The sequence below is a fragment of the Mucilaginibacter sp. JRF genome (assembly GCF_015223065.1).
In the GTDB taxonomy this organism is placed as follows: Bacteria; Bacteroidota; Bacteroidia; order Sphingobacteriales; family Sphingobacteriaceae; genus Mucilaginibacter.
Genome location: NZ_JADFBY010000004.1, coordinates 357,902 through 383,774, shown reverse-complemented (window position 1 = coordinate 383,774; position 25,873 = coordinate 357,902). Strand labels below are relative to the sequence as shown.

Here is a 25,873-nt window from a genome sequence, read left to right as displayed (position 1 = left end):
AAGGAGGAAACATGAAAATCACAGTGCAATCAATCCATTTCACCGCAGACAAAAAATTGTTAGACTTTATCCAGAAGAAAGCCGATAAGCTCGACACGTTTTATGATCATATTGTAAGTGGCCAAGTTTACCTGAAACTGGAGAATGTTGAAGACGAAGCAAACAAAATAACTGAGATAAAATTGCAGCTTCCGGGCAGCCAATTGTTCGCCAAGGAGCAGTGCAAGACGTTTGAAGAAGCAACCGACCTTGCCATTGAAGGCTTACGTAAACAAATTGAAAAACATAAACAGAAGAAAAATGCCAACGAAGCAGCGGCTAAAAAATCAATTTTAACTGATGCTGAGTACGAAATATAAATTGTAAAATACTGTAAATCAAATAGCCAATCGGCGGGTATTTTACCCGCCGATTTTTTTTATTAAAAAATTTGGAGGCGCATTAAAATTTTGTAGATTTGCAGTCCGTTTCGGGAGGGTGCTTTGAGTGCACTGTAACTACGAAAAGGGACGTTCTTTAAAATAAAAAAATAAAGTTTGTAATTAATAAACCATTGATATCTTTGCACCCACAAATAAGGGAAGTGCAGAGAGATAAAGGTTGAAAGATATAAGCCTCCTTAGCTCAGCTGGTAGAGCAACTGACTTGTAATCAGTAGGTCATTGGTTCGATCCCGATAGGAGGCTCTTGTTAGTTTCAAGAGTATTTGAGAATAACAAAGTTGGGGAGGTACCAGAGCGGTCAAATGGGACGGACTGTAAATCCGTTGCTTCGGCTACGAAGGTTCGAATCCTTCTCTCCCCACATTAGTAAATTCTAAAAATCTAAATACTAAATCCAAAAGGTAACACTCAGGGTTTGGGATTTAGATTTTAGAGTTTTAAAAAAAAGCGGAAGTAGCTCAGTTGGTAGAGCGATAGCCTTCCAAGCTATAGGTCGCGAGTTCGAACCTCGTCTTCCGCTCAGTTAACAGTATGCAGAAGGCGGTTCGCGGTAAGCAGTTTAACTGCAAACTAAAAACTGGTAACTGTAAACTGGAACTAAAAAATATAAGCCGACGTAGCTCAGGGGTAGAGCACTTCCTTGGTAAGGAAGAGGTCATGGGTTCAAATCCCATTGTTGGCTCAGGTAAGAGAATTATAAAAGTTAAATTAACCTACAAATTAATATAAATCATGGCAAAAGAAAAGTTTGACCGTAGTAAGCCGCACTTAAACATCGGTACTATTGGTCACGTTGACCACGGCAAAACCACCCTTACAGCTGCAATTACAAAAGTATTAGCTGATGCGGGTTTATCTGAAGCTCGTTCTTTCGATTCAATCGACTCTGCTCCTGAAGAAAAAGAGCGTGGTATAACAATTAATACAGCACACGTTGAGTACTCAACTGCTAACCGTCACTACGCACACGTTGACTGTCCAGGTCACGCGGATTATGTGAAAAACATGGTTACCGGTGCGGCTCAGATGGACGGTGCTATCATCGTAGTTGCTGCTACTGATGGTCCGATGCCACAAACCCGTGAGCACATCCTGTTAGCTCGTCAGGTAGGTGTACCTGCACTTGTTGTTTTCATGAACAAAGTTGACATGGTTGATGATCCGGAATTATTAGAATTAGTAGAAATGGAAATTCGTGAATTATTATCATTCTACGAATATCCAGGTGATGATATTCCAGTTATCCAAGGTTCTGCTCTTGGTGGCTTGAACGCTGACCCTAAATGGGTTGGTAAAATCATGGAGCTAATGGAAGCTGTAGATAATTACATTCCAATCCCTCCACGTTTAACTGATCTTCCATTCTTGATGCCAGTTGAGGACGTGTTCTCAATCACTGGTCGTGGTACAGTTGCTACTGGCCGTATCGAGCGTGGTGTGATCAACTCTGGTGAGCAAGTTGACATCCTGGGTATGGGTGCTGAGAACTTAAAATCAACCGTTACTGGTGTTGAGATGTTCCGCAAGATCCTTGACCGTGGTGAAGCTGGTGACAACGTAGGTTTATTGTTACGTGGTATTGAGAAAACTGATATCCGTCGTGGTATGGTTATCTGTAAACCAGGTTCAGTAACTCCTCACACAGATTTCAAAGCAGAAGTTTACGTACTTTCAAAAGCTGAAGGTGGCCGTCACACTCCATTCTTCAACAAATACCGTCCGCAATTCTATTTCCGTACAACTGACGTAACAGGTGAAATTTCACTTGCTGAAGGTGTAGAAATGGTTATGCCAGGTGATAATGTAACGATCACTGTAAAATTGATCAACGCTATCGCAATGGAAAAAGGCTTACGTTTCGCTATCCGTGAAGGTGGCAGAACAGTAGGTGCTGGTCAGGTAACTGAGATCTTAAACTAATCTCTCCTTATCCTGCAATAGCAGTAAAGGTTAGGTTAATTATAAAACAAAGTACTCGGAAGCAATTCTGAGTACTTTGTTTAATATAACAAAACTAACACACGGGAATAGTTCAACGGTAGAATAGAGGTCTCCAAAACCTTTGATCAGGGTTCGAATCCTTGTTCCCGTGCTTATACAGAGAGAGCAAACACTAAAATGGCTAACGTAACTGAGTATATAAAAGAGTCGTACATAGAGTTGACCGAGAAGGTAACCTGGCCAACATGGAGAGAGTTGCTAAACAGCGCTATTTTAGTGTTGATAGCAGCTATCATCATTGCCGCGTTAATTTTTGGTATGGATCAATTAATTGGTTTCGTGCTTAAACAATTCTATAGTTCACTGGCTTAATTTTTGAATAGGATGAGTGATCAGTTAAAATGGTACGTAGTTAGAGCCATCAGTGGTAAAGAAAAAAAGGTAAAGCAATATATAGATGCCGAGGTTAGCCGCTTAGGTATCTCAAACCTGATACCTCAGGTGCTTATACCTACTGAAAAGTATTACCAGATGCGCGATGGCAAAAAGATAGCCAAAGAGCGTAACTACTTTCCGGGCTACGTTTTAATGGAAGCCGCTCTGGATGGTGAGCTTGAGCACATCATAAAAAATATAAATAGCGTAATAGGCTTTTTAGGTGATAAAGCCGGAAATGCCATACCGTTACGCCAATCAGAAGTTAACCGTATTTTAGGTAAGGTTGACGAAATGACCGCCCAAACCGAAACCATTAACGTACCATATTATGTGGGCGAAAATGTAAAGGTAATGGACGGACCTTTCAACGGTTTCAGCGGAGTGATCGAAGAAGTGAACGAAGAGAAGAAGAAACTGAAGGTAATGGTAAAGATATTCGGGCGCCGTACGCCGCTTGAATTGAATTACATGCAGGTAGAAAAAGAATGATTATAGTAAGCGGTAATTAGTGAGCAGCGACAGCTGTTTGTCTTTACCGCTAACTTGTTAATAAAAGAAGTTGAGTGAATGGGTTAGAGGTAGAGGGTTTTACAACTTACTATTCATAAACCACCGCTCACAAACAAAATGTTACATAGCTTCCACTTACTAACATTGAGTAATTAATTAAAGTAAAACTAAAATGGCAAAAGAAGTCGGTGCGTTAGTAAAACTACAAGTTAAAGGCGGCGCTGCAAATCCATCTCCTCCAATTGGCCCTGCATTGGGTGCAAAAGGTGTGAACATTATGGAGTTTTGCAAGCAGTTTAATGCACGTACCCAGGATAAACCTGGTAAAGTGTTACCTGTGGTTATTACTGTTTACGTAGACAAGTCTTTTGATTTTATCATTAAAACCCCTCCTGTAGCTATCCAGTTACTTGAGGTATCAGGTTTGAAAAGCGGCTCAGCAGAACCCAACCGTAAAAAAGTTGCAACTGTAAGCTGGGATCAGGTTGAAACCATCGCTAAAGATAAAATGACTGACTTAAATGCGTTCACAGTTGAATCAGCCATGAAAATGGTTGCAGGTACTGCACGCAGCATGGGGATCAACGTATCAGGTACGGCTCCCTGGAACAATTAATTTATAATAATCAGTTTAAGACAGTGGCAAGATTAACAAAAAATCAAAAAGCGGCACTATCCAAAATTGAGGCCAATAAAGCATACTCATTACAGGATGCATCTGCTTTGGTAAAAGAAATTTCTTTAACCAAGTTTGACGCATCAGTAGATATAGATGTACGTTTAGGTGTTGACCCGCGTAAAGCCAATCAAATGGTGCGTGGTATTGCAACATTACCTCATGGAACCGGTAAAACTGTACGTGTACTGGTACTTTGTACTCCTGACAAAGAGCAGGAAGCAAAGGACGCAGGTGCGGATTACGTAGGTTTGGATGATTATATTGCCAAAATTGAAGGCGGATGGACTGATGTTGATATTATCATCACTATGCCAAGTGTTATGGCTAAGGTAGGTCGTTTAGGTCGTATATTAGGCCCGCGTAACCTTATGCCTAACCCTAAATCAGGCACAGTAACTACCGATATCGGTAAAGCTGTAACTGAGGTTAAGGCTGGTAAGATCGACTTTAAGGTTGACAAAACCGGTATCATCCATGCCTCAATAGGAAAGTCATCTTTCCCTGCTGAGAAAATTTATGAGAACGCTCTGGAAATTTTACAGACCATCTCAAAATTAAAACCATCAGCAGCAAAAGGAACATATTTCAAGAGTATCCATCTCTCAGCAACTATGTCGCCAGGAATTGAAATTGAAACCAAAACAGTAGCGGGGATCTAATCATGAATAAAGAAGAAAAATACGAACTTGTTCTTGCCCTTACTGAGCAAATCAAAGAGTACGGTAACTTTTATATTACTGATACTGCTGATTTAACGGTTGCAAAAATCAATGATATCCGTCGTCAGTGTTTTGAAAATGACATCAAAATACAGGTAGCAAAAAATAGCTTGATCAAAAAAGCTATGGAAGCTGTAGGCGGCGATTTCGATCCGATTTATGATGTATTAAAAGGTTCATCATCTATATTATTCTCAAAATCAGCAACAGCTCCGGCTAAGTTGATCAAGAAACTGAGAAGAAAAGGTGACAAACCGGTTTTAAAAGCAGCATATATTGATTCGGCTGTATTTATTGGCGATAACCAACTCGATACTTTGACCAAATTGAAGTCAAAAGAAGAGTTGATCGGCGAGATCATCGGATTACTGCAATCACCAGCAAAGAACGTTGTTTCAGCGCTTCAATCAGGCGGAAACAAACTGGCAGGTATTGTAAAAACATTACAAGAGAGAGAAGGTTAACGAACACCTTATTAAAGTTCGCAATTAACAAACACAAAGTATTAAAGTAAAAATTTAAATAAAATGGCAGATTTAAAAGCGTTTGCTGAGCAGTTAGTAAACTTAACAGTAAAAGAAGTAAACGAATTAGCTCAAATCTTAAAAGACGAGTACGGCATCGAGCCTGCTGCTGCAGCTGTTGCTGTTGCTGCTCCTGCTGCTGGTGGCGATGACGCTGCTCCAGCTGCTGCTGAGAAAACTTCATTTGACGTTATCTTGAAAGAAGCTGGTGGTCAGAAATTAGCTGTAGTAAAATTAGTTAAAGACTTAACCGGTCTTGGTTTGAAAGAAGCAAAAGATCTTGTTGACGGTGCACCAAAAGAATTAAAAGCTGGTGTATCTAAAGAAGAAGCTGAAGCTCTTAAAAAACAATTAGAAGAAGCCGGAGCGGTAGTTGAGGTTAAATAAGTTAACCCAACACACAATAGCATCAGACTCCGACCGTTTTAGGTCGGGGTCTATTGCTGTTTATACAGGTTTTGGATTTGAGGCATCAGATATGGCCGCACAGGCAACGCTCACATCCTTATAATCAGACACAAGATCATATCTGATAGTATAAGTAAACTAAAATTTTAATCCCTTGGCAAACACAAAAAATCAAAGAGTAAACTTTGCAACCAGCCGTAAGGTATTGGAATACCCGGATTTCCTGGATGTTCAGTTACAATCTTTCCGGGAATTTTTTCAATTGGAAACAACTTCAGACAACCGTTATAAAGAAGGGTTGTTCAAAGTATTTGCCGAAAACTTTCCTATCTCAGATTCAAGAAACATCTTCGTTCTTGAATTTCTTGATTATTTTATTGATCCGCCACGTTACGATATACAAGAGTGTATTGAGCGCGGATTAACTTACAGCGTGCCGTTAAAGGCTAAGCTTAAGTTATCATGTAATGACGAGGAGCATGAAGATTTTGAAACAATAGTACAGGACGTGTACCTGGGTACTATCCCATACATGACACCGAAAGGTACTTTTGTTATAAATGGTGCCGAGCGCGTTATTGTATCGCAGCTGCACCGTTCACCAGGTGTGTTCTTCGGCCAAAGCCGCCACACTAATGGTACCAAACTTTACTCAGCCCGTGTAATTCCGTTCAAGGGATCATGGATCGAGTTCGCTACTGACGTTAACAACGTTATGTACGCTTACATTGACCGTAAAAAGAAATTCCCGGTTACTACGCTGCTTCGCGCCATCGGTTACGATTCAGACAAGGACATCCTTGAGCTGTTTGAACTGGCCGACGAGGTTAAGGTGAGCAAATCAGGCTTGAAAAAATACATCGGCCGTAAGCTTGCTGCAAGGGTACTTAAAAAATGGGTTGAAGACTTTGTTGACGAAGATACCGGTGAGGTAGTGTCTATCGACCGTAATGAGATCATCCTTGAGCGTGAAACTATACTGGAAGATGATCATATTGATATGATAATTGACGCTGGTGTAAAAACCATCATCCTGAACAAGGAAGATGCATCAACCAGTGGCGATTATACCATTATATATAATACTCTACAAAAAGATACTTCAAACTCAGAGAAAGAAGCGGTTGAGCACATCTACCGCCAGTTACGTAACGCTGAACCACCTGATGAGGAAACCGCACGTGGTATCATCGATCGTTTATTCTTCTCTGATAAAAGATATGATTTGGGTGATGTGGGTCGTTACCGCATCAACCGTAAGCTTAAGTTAGATACTTCTGACGAGATCAAGGTATTAACTAAGCAGGATATCATCGCCATTGTTAAATATTTGATCAAACTGATCAACTCAAAAGCTGAGGTGGATGATATCGATCACTTGTCAAACCGTCGTGTACGTACCGTGGGTGAGCAGCTTTATGCTCAATTCGGTGTAGGTTTAGCGCGTATGGCCCGTACCATCCGCGAGCGTATGAATATTCGTGACAACGAGGTGTTCACGCCAACCGACCTGATCAACGCGCGTACACTATCGTCAGTGATCAACTCTTTCTTTGGCACCAACCAGCTGTCACAGTTCATGGACCAAACCAACCCATTGGCGGAGATCACGCACAAGCGTCGTCTTTCAGCTTTAGGTCCCGGTGGTCTGTCACGTGAGCGTGCAGGTTTCGAGGTTCGTGACGTTCACTACACCCACTACGGTCGTTTGTGTACTATCGAAACTCCTGAAGGCCCGAACATTGGTCTGATATCTTCTCTTTGTGTACACGCCAAGATCAATAACCTGGGCTTTATCGAAACTCCGTACAAACGTGTGGTTGAAGGTAAAGTAGCAGTTGATGAGCCTGTAGTATACTTGTCAGCAGAGGATGAGGACGGCAAAACTATCGCACAGGCAAACGCCATGTACGATGATAAAGGTAATTTTGATACCCCACGTGTTAAGGCACGTTTTGAGGGTGACTTCCCGGTAATTGAGCCTGAAAGGTTAGATTACATGGACGTTGCGCCAAACCAGATTACATCAATCGCAGCATCATTGATCCCATTCCTGGAGCATGATGATGCTAACCGTGCGTTGATGGGTTCGAACATGCAACGCCAGGCCGTACCACTTTTACGCCCAGAGGCACCAATTGTAGGTACCGGTTTGGAAGGACGTGTAGCAAAAGACTCTCGTACCCTGATCAATGCCGAAGGCAATGGTGTGGTTGAGTATGTTGATGCTAACGAGATCCGTATTAAATATGACCGTAACGAGCTTGACCGTTTGGTATCATTCGATGGTGATTCAAAATCATACCGACTGACCAAGTTCAAGAAAACTAACCAGAGCACTACCATGAACCTTAAGCCGATTGTTAAAAAAGGCGAGAGGGTTGAAAAAGGCCAGGTGCTTTGTGAGGGTTACGCTACACAAGATGGTGAATTGGCATTAGGCCGTAACCTTAAAGTGGCATTCATGCCTTGGCAAGGTTACAACTTTGAGGATGCGATCGTAATATCTGAGCGTGTTGTATCGCAGGATATATTCACTTCATTACACGTTGAGGAGTTCGAGCTTGAAGTTCGTGATACTAAACGTGGTGAGGAGGAGCTGACCGCTGATATCCCTAACGTATCTGAAGAAGCTACCAAAGACCTTGACGAAGACGGTATCATCCGTGTTGGTGCTGAGGTTAAGGAAGGCGACATCCTGATCGGTAAGATCACCCCTAAAGGTGAGTCTGATCCTTCACCGGAGGAGAAACTGTTACGCGCCATATTTGGTGATAAAGCAGGCGACGTTAAGGATGCTTCATTAAAAACTCCGCCATCAATAAGCGGTGTGGTTATTGATACCAAGTTGTTCTCTCGTGCTAAAAAGACTTCAAAAGCTGAAGAAAAAGCACAGTTAGAGAAACTGGATACCAAGCATGATAAAGCTTTAAAAGAGCTGAAAAATACCCTGATCGAAAAACTGTTTGAAATAGTTAATGGTAAAACTTCGCAAGGTGTATTCAACGTTTATAAAGAGCTTTTTGTAGCTAAAGGCGTTAAGTTCACGCAAAAAATTCTTGCTGAGCTTAACTACGAAAACATCAACCCAACTAAATGGACAACTGATGATGATAAGAATGATCAGATCAAAATTCTACTTCATAACTACAACATCAAGATAAATGAGGAATTGGGTGCTTACCGTCGTGATAAATTCGCGATCAGCGTAGGTGATGAGCTGCCATCTGGTATCGTGCAAATGGCTAAAGTTTACATCGCTAAAAAGCGTAAGCTTAAAGTGGGTGATAAAATGGCGGGCCGCCACGGTAACAAAGGTATTGTTGCACGTATTGTACGTGACGAGGATATGCCTTTCCTGAATGACGGAACACCTGTTGATATTGTACTTAACCCACTGGGTGTACCTTCGCGTATGAACCTTGGGCAGATATATGAAACCGTTTTAGGTTGGGCCGGTAAAGAGCTTGGCGTAAAATTCGCTACTCCTATTTTTGATGGTGCAACCCACGAAGAGGTAGAGCAATGGATCGAAAAAGCAGGCGTACCGGAGTCAGGTCAAACGTACCTGCACAACGGCTTAACCGGTGAGCGTTTTGATCAGCCAACTACGGTAGGTATCATCTATATGCTTAAACTGGGCCACATGGTTGATGATAAGATGCACGCCCGTTCAATCGGTCCGTACTCGCTTATCACACAACAGCCATTGGGTGGTAAGGCACAATTTGGTGGTCAGCGTTTTGGTGAGATGGAGGTTTGGGCACTGGAAGCATTTGGTGCAGCTAACATCCTGCAGGAGATACTTACCGTTAAATCGGATGATGTTATCGGCCGTGCCAAAACTTACGAAGCCATTGTTAAAGGTGAAAACCTGCCTACACCATCAGTTCCTGAATCATTCAACGTATTGGTTCATGAGCTTCGCGGCTTAGGTTTAGATATCACGCTGGAATAATTATAGAGTTATTGAAGGACTGAATTGTTTATTTAATTCAGTCCTTTAAAAATATTCAATAGTTCAATAATTAAATCCTTCAATAATTAAAATCAAAGGGGACTATGTCTTACAAAAAGGATAATAAAATCAAAAGTAATTTCACCAGCATTACAATCAGTCTGGCCTCTCCGGAGTCTATACTTGAGCGTTCAAGCGGTGAAGTTTTGAAGCCGGAAACCATCAACTACAGGACTTACAAGCCTGAGCGCGATGGTTTGTTTTGCGAACGTATCTTCGGTCCGGTTAAAGATTATGAGTGCCATTGCGGTAAATACAAACGTATACGTTACAAAGGCATCGTGTGTGACCGTTGTGGTGTTGAAGTAACTGAAAAGAAAGTACGCCGTGAACGTATGGGCCACATTAACTTAGTGGTTCCGGTTGCGCACATCTGGTACTTCCGTTCATTACCAAACAAAATAGGTTACCTTTTAGGTTTACCAACCAAAAAGCTCGACCTTATTATTTACTACGAAAGATATGTAGTTATACAGCCGGGTATTAAAGAAGGTGATGGCATCCAGAAAATGGATTTCCTTACTGAAGAAGAATACCTTGATGTATTAGATACTTTACCAAAAGAGAACCAGTACCTTGACGATAAGGACCCACAGAAATTTGTGGCCAAGATGGGTGCCGAGGCGCTTGAAGAATTACTGAAACGCCTTGATCTGGATTCACTTTCATACAACCTGCGCCACCAGGCAGCTAACGAAACTTCACAACAACGTAAAAACGAGGCGTTAAAACGCTTACAGGTTGTTGAGGCTTTCCGTGATGCTAAAAACCGTATCGAGAATAACCCTGAGTGGATGATCGTTAAGATCGTTCCGGTTATCCCGCCTGAGTTACGTCCGTTGGTGCCGTTAGAGGGTGGCCGTTTCGCTACATCTGACTTGAATGACCTTTACCGTCGTGTTATCATCCGTAACAACCGTTTAAAACGTTTGATCGAGATTAAAGCACCGGAAGTAATTTTACGTAACGAAAAACGTATGCTACAGGAAGCTGTGGATTCGTTATTTGATAACTCACGTAAAGTTAACGCTGTAAAAACTGAAGGTAACCGTGCCCTTAAATCACTTTCAGACATTCTGAAAGGTAAACAAGGCCGTTTCCGTCAAAACTTATTAGGTAAACGTGTCGATTACTCTGCACGTTCGGTAATTGTTGTAGGTCCTAACCTTAAATTACACGAGTGTGGTTTACCTAAAGATATGGCAGCCGAGCTGTTTAAACCATTCATCATTCGCAAGATGATTGAGCGTGGTGTGGTTAAAACAGTAAAATCAGCCAAAAAGATAGTTGACCGTAAAGACCCATTAGTTTGGGATATATTAGAGAACGTACTTAAAGGTCACCCTGTGTTACTAAACCGTGCGCCTACGCTGCACAGGCTGGGTATACAGGCGTTCCAGCCACGTTTGGTTGAGGGTAAAGCTATCCAGTTGCACCCATTAACCTGTACCGCGTTCAACGCCGACTTTGACGGTGACCAGATGGCGGTTCACGTACCACTGGGTAATGCGGCTATTTTGGAGGCTCAGGTATTGATGCTTGCATCACACAACATCCTGAACCCTGCAAACGGTACGCCTATCACCGTACCATCTCAGGACATGGTGCTTGGTTTGTACTACATAACCAAAGGCCGTAAAACTGATGAAACACGTGTGGTAAAAGGTCAAGGCTTATCTTTCTACTCTGCCGAGGAGGTAATTATCGCCTACAACGAGAAGAAAATTGACCTGCACGCCTTTATTAAAGTTAAAGCTAACGTTAAAGAGCGCGATGGCAGCATCGTGAATAAATTGATTGAAACTACTGTAGGCCGCGTACTGTTTAACCAGCACGTACCTGAAGAAGTAGGTTACATCAACGAGTTGCTTACCAAAAAATCATTACGTGATATTATTGGTGATGTTGTTAAAAATACTGGTATGGCCCGCGCGGCTCAATTCCTTGATGATATTAAGGAGTTAGGTTTCAAAATGGCATTCCAGGGTGGCTTGTCGTTCAACCTGAAAGATATCAACATCCCTGAAGAAAAGGTTACGCTGATCGCTCAAGCTTCAAAAGAAGTGGAAGAGGTTATGGGTAACTACAACATGGGTTTCATTACCAATAACGAGCGTTACAACCAGATCATTGATATCTGGACACGTATCAACAATCGCTTAACTGCGAATGTAATGAACATCCTGTCTACCGACAATCAAGGCTTCAACTCAGTATACATGATGCTTGATTCAGGTGCACGTGGTTCTAAAGAGCAGATCCGTCAGCTTGCAGGTATGCGTGGTTTGATGGCTAAGCCTCAAAAATCAGGTTCAGGTGGCGAGATCATCGAAAACCCGATCCTTTCAAACTTTAAAGAAGGCCTTTCGGTATTAGAGTACTTTATCTCTACCCACGGTGCCCGTAAAGGTTTGGCGGATACGGCGTTGAAAACAGCGGATGCTGGTTACCTAACCCGTCGTTTACATGACGTTGCACAGGATATGATTGTAGGTGAAGTGGATTGCGGTACCTTAAGAGGTATTTATACTACTGCGCTTAAAGACAATGAGGATATTGTTGAGCCATTGTACGATCGTATTTTAGGCCGTACCTCACTACATGATGTTCACGACCCTATTACCAATGAACTTTTGGTATCAGCAGGTCAGGACATTACCGAGGAGATCGGTAAAAATATAGAGAACTCTCCGCTGGAGGGTATCGAAATACGTTCGGTATTAACCTGCGAAAGCAAACGTGGTGTATGTGCCCTTTGCTATGGCCGTAACCTTGCAAGCGGTAAACGCGTGCAAAAAGGCGAGGCTGTGGGTGTTATCGCGGCGCAATCAATCGGTGAGCCGGGTACACAGCTTACACTTCGTACCTTCCACGTGGGTGGTACCGCGTCAAACATCGCGGCTGAATCACAGATCAACGCTAAGTTTGATGGTATCATTGAATTTGAGAACGTACGTACAGTAGAGTACGAAACAGAAGAAGGTTCGGTTGATGTGGTATTAGGCCGTTCAGGCGAGTTCCGTATCATTGAAGCCGGCAGCAATAAAGTGATCATGACTAACAACATCCCATACGGTTCATACCTGTATATTAAGGATGGCAGCAAGATCACCAAAGGCGACCGTATCTGTTCATGGGATCCATATAACGCGGTTATCATCTCTGAGTTTGCAGGTACTGCAAGGTTTGAGGCGGTATTAGAAGGTATCACCTTCCGCGAGGAGTCTGACGAGCAAACCGGTCACCGCGAAAAAGTTATCATCGACACCAGGGATAAAACCAAGAACCCGGTTATCCAGGTGGCTGACAACAAAGGCGAGATCATTAAAGGATACAACATCCCGGTAGGCGCGCACATTGCTGTTGACGAAGGTGATAAACTTAAAACCGGACAGGTTATTGCTAAAATACCTCGTTCAACAGGTAAAACCCGAGATATTACCGGTGGTTTACCACGTGTAACGGAGTTATTTGAGGCTCGTAACCCATCAAACCCGGCCGTTGTTACTGAAATTGACGGTGTGGTAACTTTAGGTGGTGTTAAACGTGGTAACCGCGAAATCAGCATCGAATCAAAAGACGGTCAGGTTAAAAAATACCTGGTACCACTTTCTAAGCACATCCTTGTACAGGATAATGACTTTATAAAAGCCGGTATGCCACTGTCTGACGGTTCAATCTCTCCTGCCGATATCCTGGCTATTAAAGGCCCTGCGGCAGTGCAAGAGTACCTGGTGAATGGTATACAAGAGGTTTACCGTTTACAAGGTGTGAAGATCAACGATAAACACTTTGAGGTTATCGTACACCAGATGATGCAGAAAGTATCTATCGAGGATGCAGGTGATACCCGCTTCCTGGAGAGAGAAGCTGTTGACAGCTGGGACTTCATGCTGGAGAACGACGACATATTCGACAAGAAAGTTGTTGTTGAGCCGGGCGATTCAACCACGCTTAAAGCAGGTCAGATCATCTCGATGCGTAAACTGCGCGACGAGAACTCGGCCCTTAAACGTCGTGACTTGAAACTGGTTGAGGTTAGAGATGCCATCGCGGCAACTTCAAGCCCGATACTGCAAGGTATCACCCGTGCATCATTAGGTACTAAGTCGTTCATCTCGGCTGCATCGTTCCAGGAAACTACCAAGGTACTGAACGAGGCTGCTATAGCAGGTAAACGCGATAAGATGTTAGGCCTGAAAGAGAACGTTATTGTAGGTCACCTGATCCCTTCAGGTACCGGTTTACGCGAGTACGAAAATATCCGCGTAGGTTCTCAGGAGGAGTTTGACCGCCTGATGGCTTCAAAAACTGAAGACGTAGAAGCATAAAAAGCTTCAAAGCGCAAATATTTTTCAAAGCCTTCCGTTTATACGGAAGGCTTTGTTATTTTTAGGCGATCTACAAAACCTAATCTTGCATTTTACGTTCATTAATCTATACTATGTTCAGTTTTTTTAAAAAATCGTTGCCTGATGTGCGGTTTGATTGGTTAGGTACAGATATACATTCGCATCTGCTGCCGGGTATAGATGATGGATCGCCCGATCTGGAATCAAGCATATCATACATAACCTCGCTGCATAACCTTGGCTTTAATAAATTCATTTGCACGCCCCATATCTTTATGGATGTGCATCCCAATAACCGTGATACCATAACCACCGCGCTTAATAAAGTACTTGCTGCCGATACGATAAAGAAGTTAGGCGTAAACGTATCGGCCGCGGCTGAGTATATGGTTGACAGTGATTTCGGTCCGTTAACCAAAGAGGAGGGAGGCCTGATGGAGATGCCGGGCAAATATGTACTGATAGAAATGTCATACCTGTCTGAAACTCCTGATATCGAAAATTATGTTTTTGAACTGAATGTTCAAGGCTATAAACCAATACTTGCCCACCCCGAGCGCTACAATTTTTACCACGGTAAGCCTGAGAAAATTCACCGTTTTAAAGATATGGGCTGCCTGCTGCAACTCAACCTGCTATCAGTTACCGGTTATTATGGCCGTGAAGTAAAACACACTGCGCTGCGGTTGCTAAAGGATGGCGTATACTCACTTGCCGGTACCGATTTTCATCACGATAAGCACTTAAAAGGTTTTCAGGATGCCCGGTTATGGAAGGATGTTTACGACCAGGTGAAGAATTACGAGTTTCGTAACCGTGAGTTGTTTGGTGTGTAATGTTATACAAAAACCTTCGCACCGATAGTAAATCAACCAATAAGTTGTATTATTGAAACAGATTTTGGAATTAAGATTTACAATTTTGACAATAAATCGCAGTAATAAATAAATATTTTTTGGTTTTTTTTATATTTCAGTAATAAAATTTAATTTATTATCTATCTTAGCAAAGGCGTACCATGCTTTTTACATTGCTTAATAAATTGATAATAATTAATTTTTAAACAGTTATATACCTTAAGCTTTATAAATCACTTCAATCTATATATGAACAAGAAAATCACTAAAATTTGCTGTATCGGTGCCGGATATGTTGGGGGCCCGACAATGGCTGTTATAGCACAAAAATGCCCGCACATAAAAGTTACTGTTGTGGATTTGAACGAGGCACGTATTGCCGCCTGGAATGATCCTGATACAGAAAATATCCCGGTTTATGAACCAGGTCTATCGGCAGTAGTAGCCGAAGCCCGTGGCCGTAACCTGTTTTTTTCGACAGAAGTTGATAAAGCCATTGATGAGGCCGAAATGATTTTCATATCGGTAAATACACCTACCAAAACTTATGGTAGCGGTAAAGGTATGGCTGCCGATCTTAAATACATTGAGCTATGTGCCCGCCAGATAGCCCGTGTTGCTAAGGATGATAAAATTGTAGTTGAAAAATCAACACTGCCGGTACGTACTGCCGAGGCTGTGAAAAATATATTGCAAAACACCGGTAACGGCGTTAATTACCAAATACTTTCAAACCCTGAGTTCTTGGCCGAAGGCACAGCCGTTGAGGATTTGCATGCGCCTGACCGTGTATTGATCGGTGGTGATACCACTCCTGAAGGTCAATCAGCTTTGGCTTCATTGGTTGAGGTATATAACAACTGGGTTCCGCGCGAGCGCATCCTGACTACCAACTTATGGTCATCAGAGTTATCCAAACTTACCGCTAACGCGTTTCTGGCACAGCGTGTATCATCTATCAACGCTTTGTCTGAACTTTGTGAGCGTACCGGTGCCGATGTAACTGAGGTTGCACGTTCAATTGGTACGGATAGCCGCATAGGCTCAAAATTCCTGAAAGCATCAGTTGGCTTTGGTGGTTCATGTTTCCAAAAAGATATATTGAACCTGGTTTACATTGCCCGCTCATACGGTTTGCAGGAAGTTGCCGATTACTGGGAGCAGGTTATCATCATGAACGATCACCAAAAAAGCCGTTTTGCCAATAATATTGTTAAAACCCTTTACAATACCGTATCTGGCAAAAAGATCGCCTTTTTGGGTTGGGCCTTTAAAAAGGATACCAATGATACCCGCGAGTCGGCCGCTATTTATGTAGCTGATGCTTTACTGAACGAGGAAGCTGGTATCGCAGTATACGATCCAAAAGTTCCGGAATCACAAGTATATTTTGACTTGAACTATTTGGGTAGCCGTGATGCTGATAAAAATAAAACCCAGGTTACTGTATTTACCGACCCTTACGAAGCTTGTAAAGATGCGCACGCCATTGCCATACTTACCGAGTGGGATGAGTTTAAGGCTTACGACTGGAAGCGTATTTTCGATAACATGAAAAAGCCGGCCTTTGTATTTGATGGCCGTAGTATAATTGATTCTGCCTCGTTAACCGAGATAGGTTTCAAAGTTTACACTATAGGTAAATAATTGATATTTACCATGAATATTAGAGTTGTAATTTCATTATTAGCAGATGAAATTGAGTAACTTTTTTATTCGTTTTACGTATAAATGAACAAAATATAAAGAGCTTGTTTTCAGGCTCTTTATATTTACTGCGAGCATTTTTTTACTTAGCTGATTAACATGTAGTAAATTCGCTATAATAAAAAAGTGTTAGTATTGCACCCGAACATTAACTTTATGTATAAAATTTTTAGCAGATGCAAATTCCTGTTTGCATTTATGTTGATGGGCTATTGTTTCTCATCCTGTGTGTCATATAAAAATGTCCCTTATTTTCAGGATCTTGATTCAGCACAAGTAAAAATAGCGCTTGCTCAGGTTCAGCCGCAGATAGTTCAGCCCAATGATGTATTGAGTATCAAGATAACATCATTAAGTACAGAAAGTAATGTGCTGTTTGGCGATAACATGACGGAGTCGCGCGTGAGCGGCGGCGGAGGAAATAATAATAATAATAATAACACCAATGCCATGCAGTATGGCGGTTTCCTGGTTAGTGAAACCGGCGATATTACACTCCCAACCCTGGGAAAGATCAAAGTATTGGGGCTTACAACTGCTCAAATTAAAGATACTTTAGCAACGCTGGCATCGCAGTATGTTAAAAATCCAACGGTTACCATACGTATTTTAAGCTTTAAGGTATCTGTTACCGGTGATGTTGCACGTGCCGGAACCTTCCCGGTTAGTAATGAAAAGATAAGCATACTTGAGGCTATAGCTTTAGCAGGCGACTTGCGTGTAACCGCGCGCCGCGAAAATGTTTTGGTTATACGCCAGCATGGTGATGAAATGCAATTTGCACGGTTAGATCTTCGCTCAAAAAAGGTATTTGAATCACCTTATTTTTATTTGAATAATAACGATGTAGTATATGTTGAACCAAATATCAAGCGTTTGGAACGTAACGAAAACTTATATCAAAACACCACGATAATTTTAACTGTGTTAACCACAATTTCATTATTAATTTACCGGTTTAGGTAATTAAGCCACATCATCTAAATTATGCAAGACGGACCAATAACCGCCCAAAACGTGCAAAGTACAGAAGAGGAAACGGTAGATTTTAAGTTAATTTTATTCAGATACCTTTATCATTGGCCGTTGTATTTAGTGGCCGGCCTTGTTGCCATGCTTGGCGCTTTTATTTATATCAGGTATACGCCGCCTGTGTACCAAATGCAAACCTCGTTATTGATCAAGAACGATTCAAAGTCGGGCTCAAGCGCGCAAATGGCATTAAGCGAGATCGACCTTTTCTCGAACAGTAAGGTTGTTGAAAATGAGATCGAGATATTAAAATCAAAAGCGCTGATGGAAAAGGTTGTAACCAACCTTAACCTTAACATTGAATACTTTTCGACTAAGGATATTATTGACAGGCCGCTGTATAAAAACGGGCCTATAAATATGTATGCCATTGAATTTAACCCGAATGCTAAGGCTTATGAGTTTTTGTTCACCTACCAGGGAGGCAACAAATATGTTGTTCAAAATAAGGAAGGCGAAAAGTTTACAGGTGAATTCGGCAAGATCTATAACAAGTTCTTTGGATCGTGGAAGATAGATAATACAGAGAATCTTAAAGCATTCAAGGGTCAGGATATCAAGATAAAAATATTGCGCCCGTATATAACGGCTAATTCTTTATTAGGGAGTTTACTGATAACCTTGCCAAGTAAAAACGTTACTGTATTGCAAATTAGCCTGGAAGATGTTATTCCAAAACGCGGTACTGATGTTCTGAACCGGTTGATATTTGAATACAACAAGGCTGCTATTGAAGATAAGAACCTGGTTACCGAAAGTACACTGAAGTTTGTTCAGGATCGTCTGGATTCATTAGGAAGCGAACTTAATATTGCTGAAAAAAGGGTAGAAGAATTTAAAAGCAGCAAAGGCCTGACCAATATATCGTCAGAAGCCGATATGGTGTTGAGGAATATCCAAACGGTGGATGCTAAATTGAATGAGGTAAACATTCAGCTAAGTGTTATACAAGGTATTGAAAAATATGTTGCCAATCCGGATCAGGCTACCAGTGTGCCAACAACGCTCGGCTTAAATGATCCGGTTTTGTTAAGCCTGATAGCAACCCTTACCGATTTGGAAGCCAAGAAAACCAGTTTGTTAACCAATGGTACGGCAAGCAACCCGTTATTGCCGCCTTTGCAAGCGCAAATAGAGTCGGCCAGACGTGCTATAAGCGAAAGTATACAGGTGATGAAGAACGCGATGGTGCTTACCAAGCGTGATCTTTCATCAACTACCAGTAAAATGGAGGGTGCTATACGCCAGATACCTAAGCAGGAACGCCAGTTTATAGATCTGCAACGCCAGCAGACCATTAAGGATAACCTGGTAACCTACTTGTTGCAAAAAAGGGAAGAAGCCGCACTATCGTACGCCTCAACAATTGCCGATAGCCGTGTAATTGATGAGCCCTATGTAAACGATTCGCCAATTAAACCTAAAATACCTGTTATTTACGCGTTCGCGCTGTTTGCAGGTTTAGGTTTATCAACCTTCTACGTTTACGTAAAAGATCAGCTAAACAACAAGATAGCCAGCCAGCAGGATGTAATGGATAAAACCAAAGCGCCAATACTGGGACAAATTATGTTTAATGATGGTTTTGAGCCTATTGTGGTTAAGCCTAAAAGCAGGCAGGCCATTGCCGAACAGTTTAGGGCCTTCCGTACAAACCTGCAATTTGTTTTTGGCGCCAAGCAAAATTCGCATGTTACCCTGTTCACATCAAGCATGTCGGGAGAGGGTAAGAGCTTTGTGGCGCTGAATCTGGGTGCCGCTTTTGCGATCTCAAACCGTAAAACAGTTGTTTTAGAGCTTGATTTACGTAAACCTAAAATATCAAGTAGTTTAGGTATCGATAACTCTTTTGGTTTAAGTAATTACCTGATTGGTAAGGCAACAAAAGAAGAAATTGTTAAGCAAAGTAATGTTCATCCTAACCTGTACATCATCAGCTCAGGGCCTGTGCCACCAAATCCGGCCGAATTACTTGAGCAGCAATTGATGGATGACCTGATAACTTACCTGCGCGAAAACTACGATGAAATAATTATTGACTCGCCACCTGTTGGTTTGGTTACTGATACATTGATACTAAGCCGCCTTGCCGATTTAAGTTTATACATAGTAAGGCATGGCTATACGCAAAAAAACCAGCTGCAAATACTTGATCAGCTTTATCAGGATCGTAAACTGCCAAAGCTGGGTATAGTAATGAATGCCATCCAATCATCAGGTAGCTATGGTTATGGCTATGGTTACGGTTATGGGTACGGTTACGGCTATGGGTACGGTTATTACTCGGATGATGCCAGCCGTACAAATATGTCGTTCCGTAAAAAAATAAGTAAATTCTTTAGTCGGTTTTAAAACCTGATGTTTTAACTGCTGGTTATCAGTAATTAAATAATTTCTTAATAAAACTCACCTTATAATGAGTAAATGCAAAAATTTCACACTTTTTATTGCATTTACTCATTTTTTTTCTCGTAATTTGTGCTAATATAAAAAACGAGTAATAATACTACTCGTTTTAAGGTATTGATTGGAGCGCATTATACATCTGCGTATCTTGTCCTGAAAAACTAATATGCTCGAAACGCTTATAACATCAAAAACCCGTATCAAACTGCTGTTGAAGTTTTTTCTGAACAGCGATACCAAGGCTTATTTACGCAGCCTTGAATCGGAGTTTGGCGAATCGAGTAATGCCATACGCCTAGAGTTAAACCGTTTTGAGGATGCCGGTTTACTGGTGTCATCAGCAGCAGGTAACAAAAAGCTTTACCAGGCAAATCGCACTCACCCGTTTTTTGGTGAGCTTAACAACATCCTGTTCAAGTTTGTTGGCATCGACGAAATCATTGAAAAGGTTTTACGCAAAATAGGTGATCTGCATTCGGCCTACATTACCGGTGATTTTGCCCGTGGCAGCGATAGTCAGGTTATCGACTTGCTATTAGTTGGAGGAGCTTTAAACCGAGCTTACGTAGCCAATTTGGTTGAGAAGGCTGAAAAGGTTATAAAACGAAAGATCAGGCTGCTTATCATGACCGAGGAGGAGGCGAAAGTATATATTACCAGTAACCAGGCCTTGTTGATCTGGGAAAAGTAAACACAAAATATTTGAATAGCTTTTAAACATCACATACCCTTACAAATGAGATTAGATTTCAAAAATAATTTTATAGGCTATTTTAAATTCTACTACAATGTATTGGGTAATAAGCTTATTTACATAACCTCATTAGGTATATTGGTTAGCTTTTTAGATGGTATGGGCTTGGCCATGTTCATGCCCCTATTAACATCGGTGGGTGGTAGTGATACGGCTTCACAAGAGTCAATGGGTAAACTTAGCTTTTTAACAGATGCTATAACTGTTTTGGGCTTTGAGGTGAACCTGAACAGTGTACTGGTAGTGCTGATTATTGTATTTGTGTTTAAGGGAGCGATGAAGTTTATCCAGATGAATTCGCAGGTAAACTTATGGCACCTGTTTATGCGCCGCATACGTTTTGAGATGCTGGCCAAGCTACAGAACATGAACTACCGCGGCTTTTTAAAGCTTGATACCGGCCGTATACAAAACACGCTGACTGTTGAGGTGAGCAGGCTTAATCAAACGGTAAAGTTTTATTCGAACGCTATACAGGCCATGGTAATGTTGCTTACCTATGTGGCACTGGCATTTTTAGCCAATCCGCAATTCGCACTTATAGTATCGGTAGGCGCGATGGCATCAAACTTGATCTATCGTCGTATTTATAAGTCAACCAAAAGTGCCTCGTTAAGCGTATCGGCAAAGGGTAACTTTTTTAATAAGCTGATCAACCAGTCGATACATTACTTCAAGTACCTTAAGTCAACCAACTACTTCCATATATTCTCTGATCATATCAAGAACGTGATCACCGAATCCGAAGAGCATAACAAACGTATGGGCTTTAACGGGGCTGTTACAGGTGCCGCTAAGGAGCCCATGATAATTTTGATCGTTACCGGTGTGATATATTTCCAGGTAAATGTATTGAACGCCAGCCTGGGTAACATATTTGTAAGCTTGCTGCTGTTTTATCGTGCCCTTAACGCGTTGGTATTGGTACAAAACTATTGGCAAAGCTTCATGCAAAATAGTGGTGGTATGGATTCAATAGCCACCTTATATACCGAAATGAGCCAGATGCAGGAAGATGGCGAAGGCGAGAGCTTCAAAACATTCGGGCAAAATATTACCATTAATAACAGCTCATTCTCATACAATGGTGTTACGCCTATATTGGATGAGGTGAACATCGTTATCCCTAAAAACAAAACGGTTGCCTTTGTGGGCGAAAGCGGATCGGGCAAAACAACGCTTGCCAATATTTTGGTAGGGCTGCTTTACCCGGATAGCGGCGCACTTGAGGTTGATGGCCGCAAGCTAAAAGATTTCAACATAAATAGCTTTAGGGATAAGATAGGCTACATATCGCAGGAGGCTGTGGTGTTTAACGACACCATTTTTAACAACGTAACTTTTTGGGCCGAGCGCACTCCCGAAAATATTGCCAAATTCAATAAAGCTATTGAACTGGCATCACTTACCAAGTTTATTGATACACTGCCTGATAAAGAGCAGACAGAACTTGGCGATGGCGGTACCCTGGTATCCGGCGGACAAAAACAGCGTATATCTATAGCGCGTGAGCTTTATAAGGATGCCGAGATATTGATACTGGACGAGGCTACATCCGCACTCGATACCGAAACTGAGCGTGTTATACAGGAAAATATTGAAAAGCTGCATGGCAGTTATACCATGTTGATCATAGCGCACCGCTTATCAACCATTAAAAATGCTGATGCCATTTACCTGCTCGAAAAAGGTAAGGTGGCGGCTACCGGCACATTTAGTGAAATGGTTGAAAGCTCAGAAAGGTTTAAGCGCATGGTTGAGCTACAGGAAGTTTGATCTGAAAACAAATTATAAATTTTAAAAGAATAAAAAGCGATGTTCAATTTCAATTATCAAAAACCAAAAGTAATCTCTGAGATTGGTTGTAATCACATGGGTGATTTTGAGATAGCTAAGGAATTGCTGTCCCTGTCAAAAACATGTGGTGCTGATTTTGGTAAGTTTCAAAAAAGAACCAACAAGGAGTTACTAACTCCTGAGCAATACAACGCTCCGCATCCAAATCCATACAACTCATATGGTGATACCTATGGTGCTCACCGCGAGTATTTAGAGTTTTCTCAGGATCAGCATGCTGAACTGAAAAAATATGCTGAGTCGATAGGTTTAGGTTACGCTACCTCTGTATGGGATGCTACCTCAGCCCGCGAGATCATTGAGCTTGATCCGGTTTTGATAAAAGTACCTTCGGCCTGTAACAACCATACCGAAATGCTTACGCTACTTCGCGATAGCTATAAAGGTGAGATACACCTGTCAACCGGTATGACCACTAAGGATGAAATTGAAGAAGCTGTAAAATTCTTTGAAGAAAATGGCCAGGCTAAAGATCGTTTGGTTATTTACAGCTGTACTTCAGGTTACCCGGTACCATTTAATGATCTGTGCTTGCTGGAGATCAACAACCTGTACGATCGTTACGAAAGCCGTGTTAAAGCCATAGGTTTCTCTGGTCATCACCTGGGTATTATGGCTGATATTGCTGCTTATACCTTGGGCGCGCACTGGATCGAAAGACACTTTACCAAGAACCGCACCTGGAAAGGTACTGATCATGCCGCTTCATTAGAGGTGTCAGGTATGCAAAAACTGGTTCGCGACTTGCACAACGCACATGACGCGCTGCAGTTCAAAAATACTGAGATACTTGATATTGAGCGTGTACAACGTGATAAACTGAAATATCGTAAAGCCTAATCTGCCAAAAATATGTCTGTTGCCTTTATACCTGTCAGAGGGGGGAGTAAATCTATCCCTTTAAAAAACATCAAATTGTTTTGTGGTAAGCCATTGGTTTACTGGGCTGCAAAAGCTTTGCAGGAGAGTGATGCCATTGATAGTATCATTATCGCGACAGACTCTGACGATATAAGGCAAACTGTACAGAGCTTCGGTTTTTCAAAGCTTGAAGTATATGACCGCGACGCGGCAAATGCTGCTGACACCTCATCAACAGAGGCGGTTATGCTCGAATATTTAAATAAAACATCGCTGCCTGCCCATGAGCATTTTGTGTTGGTGCAGGCTACCAATCCGTTTATAACCCGCCAGGATATTGACGACGCCTTTAAGCAACTTGCTGACGAGAATGCCGACTCCTTATTAACCTGTGTGCGTTATAAACGGTTTTTTTGGACAGAGGACGGCAAACCCACCAATTACGACTATAAAGCCCGCCCACGCAGGCAGGATTTTAAAGGTGACTTGATGGAAAATGGCGCCTTTTACATATCAACCGTTGGTAATGTGCTGGCCGATCAAAATCGCTTATCAGGTAAAATAACGGTGTATGAGATGCCGGAGTTCACAGCTTTTGAGATTGATGAGCCGGATGATTGGATGATCATGGAAAAACTCTTCCAAAAATACATTGGCACAAGCGATGAGCAACAGGTAACGCCGATAAAGCTATTTATATCTGACGTTGATGGCGTAATGACCGATGCCGGTATGTATTATACCGAAAGCGGCGATGAGATCAAGAAATTCAACACGCACGATGGTATGGCATTCCAGCTATTGCGCGAGGCGGGTATAAAAACAGCCATCATCACTACCGAAAATACACAGATGGTAGCCCGTAGGGCGAGCAAGCTTAAGCTCGATCATATCCATCAGGGTAAGGGCTTCGGCTCAAAGCTGGAAATAGCCCGTGAGATATGTAAGGCCGAAAATATATCGTTACAGGAGCTGGCCTATATTGGCGATGACATTAACTGTGTCGATCTGCTATCGGCAGCCGGAATAAAAGCCTGCCCGGCTAATGCTACACGTAAGGTTAAGGCGATACCCGGTATTTTACACCTTGAAACACGCGGTGGCGATGGCGCGGTACGCGAGTATGTTGAATGGTTGTTTGACAATGGTTATTGCGCCAAACCAATGGCCGAAAAATTAACTCAGGATAAATGGTCATCCTGATCTGATAATAACATCTACCCTAATGAAAATATTACACATAGCATCCTTTGATGGCAATATTGGCGATAACGCGAGCCACATAGGCTTTGATAATATACTTGCGCAGGTTGTGGATGGGGATGTAGCTGTTGATCAGCTAGAGATACGCAAGTTTTACAATAATTACAGTCTGCCCGATAAGCAGCGCTTTGATGCCGATTTGGCAGCCTTAGCCAACAAATACGATTACCTGTTTATTGGTGGCGGTGGTTTTCTGGACTTTGACATTAAAGGCAGCGTTACGGGTACAACCATAGCTTTGTCGCCCGAGGTACTTGACCTGATCAAGTCGCCCATAATAATTTCGAGCATTGGCTCAAACCCGCGTAACGATATCCCCGAAGGGAATATTGATAAATACCGCGCATTCTTAGATGCGTTTTTAAGTGCCGAAAAGAACTTTTTAGCGGTTAGAAACGATGGGTCAAAACAGGTATTGCGTGATATAATAGGCCAAAAATATCATGATGCCATACCAGAAGTGCTTGATCATGGCTTCTTTTACGAGAACGATGGATCATTCTACAAGCCAACACCTAAAAAATACATCCTGATCAATACCACATCAGACCAGGTGCACATGAAGAACCGTAACATTGGCGAGGTAAGTGAAGAAGGTTATATTACTGAAATGGGTAAGGTTATCAACTACATAATTGCCGAAACCGATTACGATATAGTTTTCGCTCCGCACATATATAGTGATTACAAGGCCATTGATAATTTGCTGAAGGGTGTTAATGATTTTTATATACGTACACGTATAGCTATTACCCCATATGCACAAGGTAATGCCGGCTGTAACCAAATATTTTCGGCTTACCGCAATAGCGAATTGGTGTTAGGTATGCGTTTCCATGCAAATGTTTGCAGTATAGCTATGGATATACCCAGTATAGGTTTAGGCGCGCTCGACCGTGTTTCTGGCTTGTACCAAAGCATGGGTTTGAGTGATAACGCCGTTACGGTCGACAAACCTTTTTACGAAGAACTTATTACCAAAATGCAGCAAAATCTGGCAGAGAAAACAACATCGCCAAACTTGCAGCAAATGAAACAGCAAACCATTGCTGCTTATAAACAGAAAATGAAAGCCTGAGCTGATCAGGACCGATATATACAGCC

General features: G+C 42.0%; 19 protein-coding genes and 5 tRNA genes. All 24 read left to right on the top strand.

Annotated elements, in window-relative coordinates; translation table 11 throughout:
• Positions 1-11: 11 nt before the first annotated feature.
• The 24 genes from raiA (at position 12) to IM792_RS12970 (ending at position 25,847) form a co-directional block, all read left to right on the top strand.
• Entirely contained in the window at positions 12-359 is a 348-nt protein-coding gene (gene raiA / locus IM792_RS13085; protein ID WP_194102319.1) for a ribosome-associated translation inhibitor RaiA, read from the top strand.
• A 254-nt stretch (positions 360-613) separates the two neighbouring features.
• Positions 614-686 (top strand) — tRNA-Thr (locus IM792_RS13080).
• Positions 687-723: 37 nt separating this feature from the next.
• Positions 724-804: transfer RNA gene (locus IM792_RS13075), tRNA-Tyr, on the top strand.
• Positions 805-890: 86 nt separating this feature from the next.
• Positions 891-963 (top strand) — tRNA-Gly (locus IM792_RS13070).
• Positions 964-1,053: 90 nt separating this feature from the next.
• Positions 1,054-1,125, top strand: a tRNA-Thr gene (locus IM792_RS13065).
• A 50-nt stretch (positions 1,126-1,175) separates the two neighbouring features.
• The gene (gene tuf, locus IM792_RS13060) at positions 1,176-2,363 is read left to right on the top strand and encodes an elongation factor Tu (protein ID WP_194102318.1); all 1,188 of its coding nucleotides are present in this window, start codon (positions 1,176-1,178) and stop codon (positions 2,361-2,363) included.
• 101 nt (positions 2,364-2,464) lie between these two features.
• A tRNA-Trp gene (locus IM792_RS13055) sits at positions 2,465-2,535 on the top strand.
• Between the two features lie 26 nt (positions 2,536-2,561).
• Positions 2,562-2,756 carry a preprotein translocase subunit SecE gene (gene secE, locus IM792_RS13050; protein WP_194102317.1) on the top strand — a complete coding sequence of 65 codons (195 nt, stop codon included), beginning with the start codon at positions 2,562-2,564 and terminating at the stop codon, positions 2,754-2,756.
• Positions 2,757-2,768: 12 nt separating this feature from the next.
• The gene (nusG, locus tag IM792_RS13045; protein WP_194102316.1) at positions 2,769-3,311 is read left to right on the top strand and encodes a transcription termination/antitermination protein NusG; all 543 of its coding nucleotides are present in this window, start codon (positions 2,769-2,771) and stop codon (positions 3,309-3,311) included.
• Positions 3,312-3,504: 193 nt separating this feature from the next.
• The gene (gene rplK, locus IM792_RS13040; protein WP_194102315.1) at positions 3,505-3,948 is read left to right on the top strand and encodes a 50S ribosomal protein L11; all 444 of its coding nucleotides are present in this window, start codon (positions 3,505-3,507) and stop codon (positions 3,946-3,948) included.
• 23 nt (positions 3,949-3,971) lie between these two features.
• A complete protein-coding gene (rplA, locus tag IM792_RS13035; protein ID WP_194102314.1) occupies positions 3,972-4,670 on the top strand; it encodes a 50S ribosomal protein L1 in 699 nt (232 codons plus the stop codon).
• A gap of 2 nt (positions 4,671-4,672) precedes the next feature.
• Positions 4,673-5,194, top strand: coding sequence for a 50S ribosomal protein L10 (gene rplJ, locus IM792_RS13030; protein ID WP_194102313.1), 522 nt, complete (start codon positions 4,673-4,675; stop codon positions 5,192-5,194).
• A 63-nt stretch (positions 5,195-5,257) separates the two neighbouring features.
• Positions 5,258-5,641, top strand: a complete 384-nt coding sequence (gene rplL, locus IM792_RS13025; RefSeq protein WP_194102312.1) for a 50S ribosomal protein L7/L12 — start codon at positions 5,258-5,260, stop codon at positions 5,639-5,641.
• Positions 5,642-5,816: 175 nt separating this feature from the next.
• Positions 5,817-9,620 carry a DNA-directed RNA polymerase subunit beta gene (rpoB, locus tag IM792_RS13020; RefSeq protein ID WP_194102311.1) on the top strand — a complete coding sequence of 1,268 codons (3,804 nt, stop codon included), beginning with the start codon at positions 5,817-5,819 and terminating at the stop codon, positions 9,618-9,620.
• Between the two features lie 104 nt (positions 9,621-9,724).
• Positions 9,725-14,011: a DNA-directed RNA polymerase subunit beta' gene (gene rpoC / locus IM792_RS13015; RefSeq protein ID WP_194102310.1), complete on the top strand. Its 4,287-nt coding sequence runs from the start codon at positions 9,725-9,727 to the stop codon at positions 14,009-14,011.
• 113 nt (positions 14,012-14,124) lie between these two features.
• Positions 14,125-14,868, top strand: coding sequence for a CpsB/CapC family capsule biosynthesis tyrosine phosphatase (locus IM792_RS13010; protein WP_194102309.1), 744 nt, complete (start codon positions 14,125-14,127; stop codon positions 14,866-14,868).
• A 270-nt stretch (positions 14,869-15,138) separates the two neighbouring features.
• Positions 15,139-16,536, top strand: a complete 1,398-nt coding sequence (locus IM792_RS13005; RefSeq protein ID WP_194102308.1) for a UDP-glucose 6-dehydrogenase — start codon at positions 15,139-15,141, stop codon at positions 16,534-16,536.
• Between the two features lie 288 nt (positions 16,537-16,824).
• A complete protein-coding gene (locus tag IM792_RS13000; RefSeq protein ID WP_194102307.1) occupies positions 16,825-17,562 on the top strand; it encodes a polysaccharide biosynthesis/export family protein in 738 nt (245 codons plus the stop codon).
• A 21-nt stretch (positions 17,563-17,583) separates the two neighbouring features.
• The gene (locus tag IM792_RS12995; RefSeq protein WP_194102306.1) at positions 17,584-19,980 is read left to right on the top strand and encodes a tyrosine-protein kinase; all 2,397 of its coding nucleotides are present in this window, start codon (positions 17,584-17,586) and stop codon (positions 19,978-19,980) included.
• Positions 19,981-20,200: 220 nt separating this feature from the next.
• Positions 20,201-20,725, top strand: a complete 525-nt coding sequence (locus IM792_RS12990; protein WP_194102305.1) for an ArsR family transcriptional regulator — start codon at positions 20,201-20,203, stop codon at positions 20,723-20,725.
• 45 nt (positions 20,726-20,770) lie between these two features.
• Positions 20,771-22,564 carry an ABC transporter ATP-binding protein gene (locus tag IM792_RS12985; RefSeq protein ID WP_194102304.1) on the top strand — a complete coding sequence of 598 codons (1,794 nt, stop codon included), beginning with the start codon at positions 20,771-20,773 and terminating at the stop codon, positions 22,562-22,564.
• 96 nt (positions 22,565-22,660) lie between these two features.
• A complete protein-coding gene (locus tag IM792_RS12980) occupies positions 22,661-23,485 on the top strand; it encodes an N-acetylneuraminate synthase family protein (protein WP_228085072.1) in 825 nt (274 codons plus the stop codon).
• Positions 23,486-23,497: 12 nt separating this feature from the next.
• Complete coding sequence (locus tag IM792_RS12975; protein WP_194102302.1) at positions 23,498-24,709, top strand: acylneuraminate cytidylyltransferase; 1,212 nt, start codon at positions 23,498-23,500, stop codon at positions 24,707-24,709.
• 22 nt (positions 24,710-24,731) lie between these two features.
• Positions 24,732-25,847 carry a polysaccharide pyruvyl transferase family protein gene (locus IM792_RS12970; RefSeq protein ID WP_194102301.1) on the top strand — a complete coding sequence of 372 codons (1,116 nt, stop codon included), beginning with the start codon at positions 24,732-24,734 and terminating at the stop codon, positions 25,845-25,847.
• Positions 25,848-25,873 lie beyond the last annotated feature (26 nt).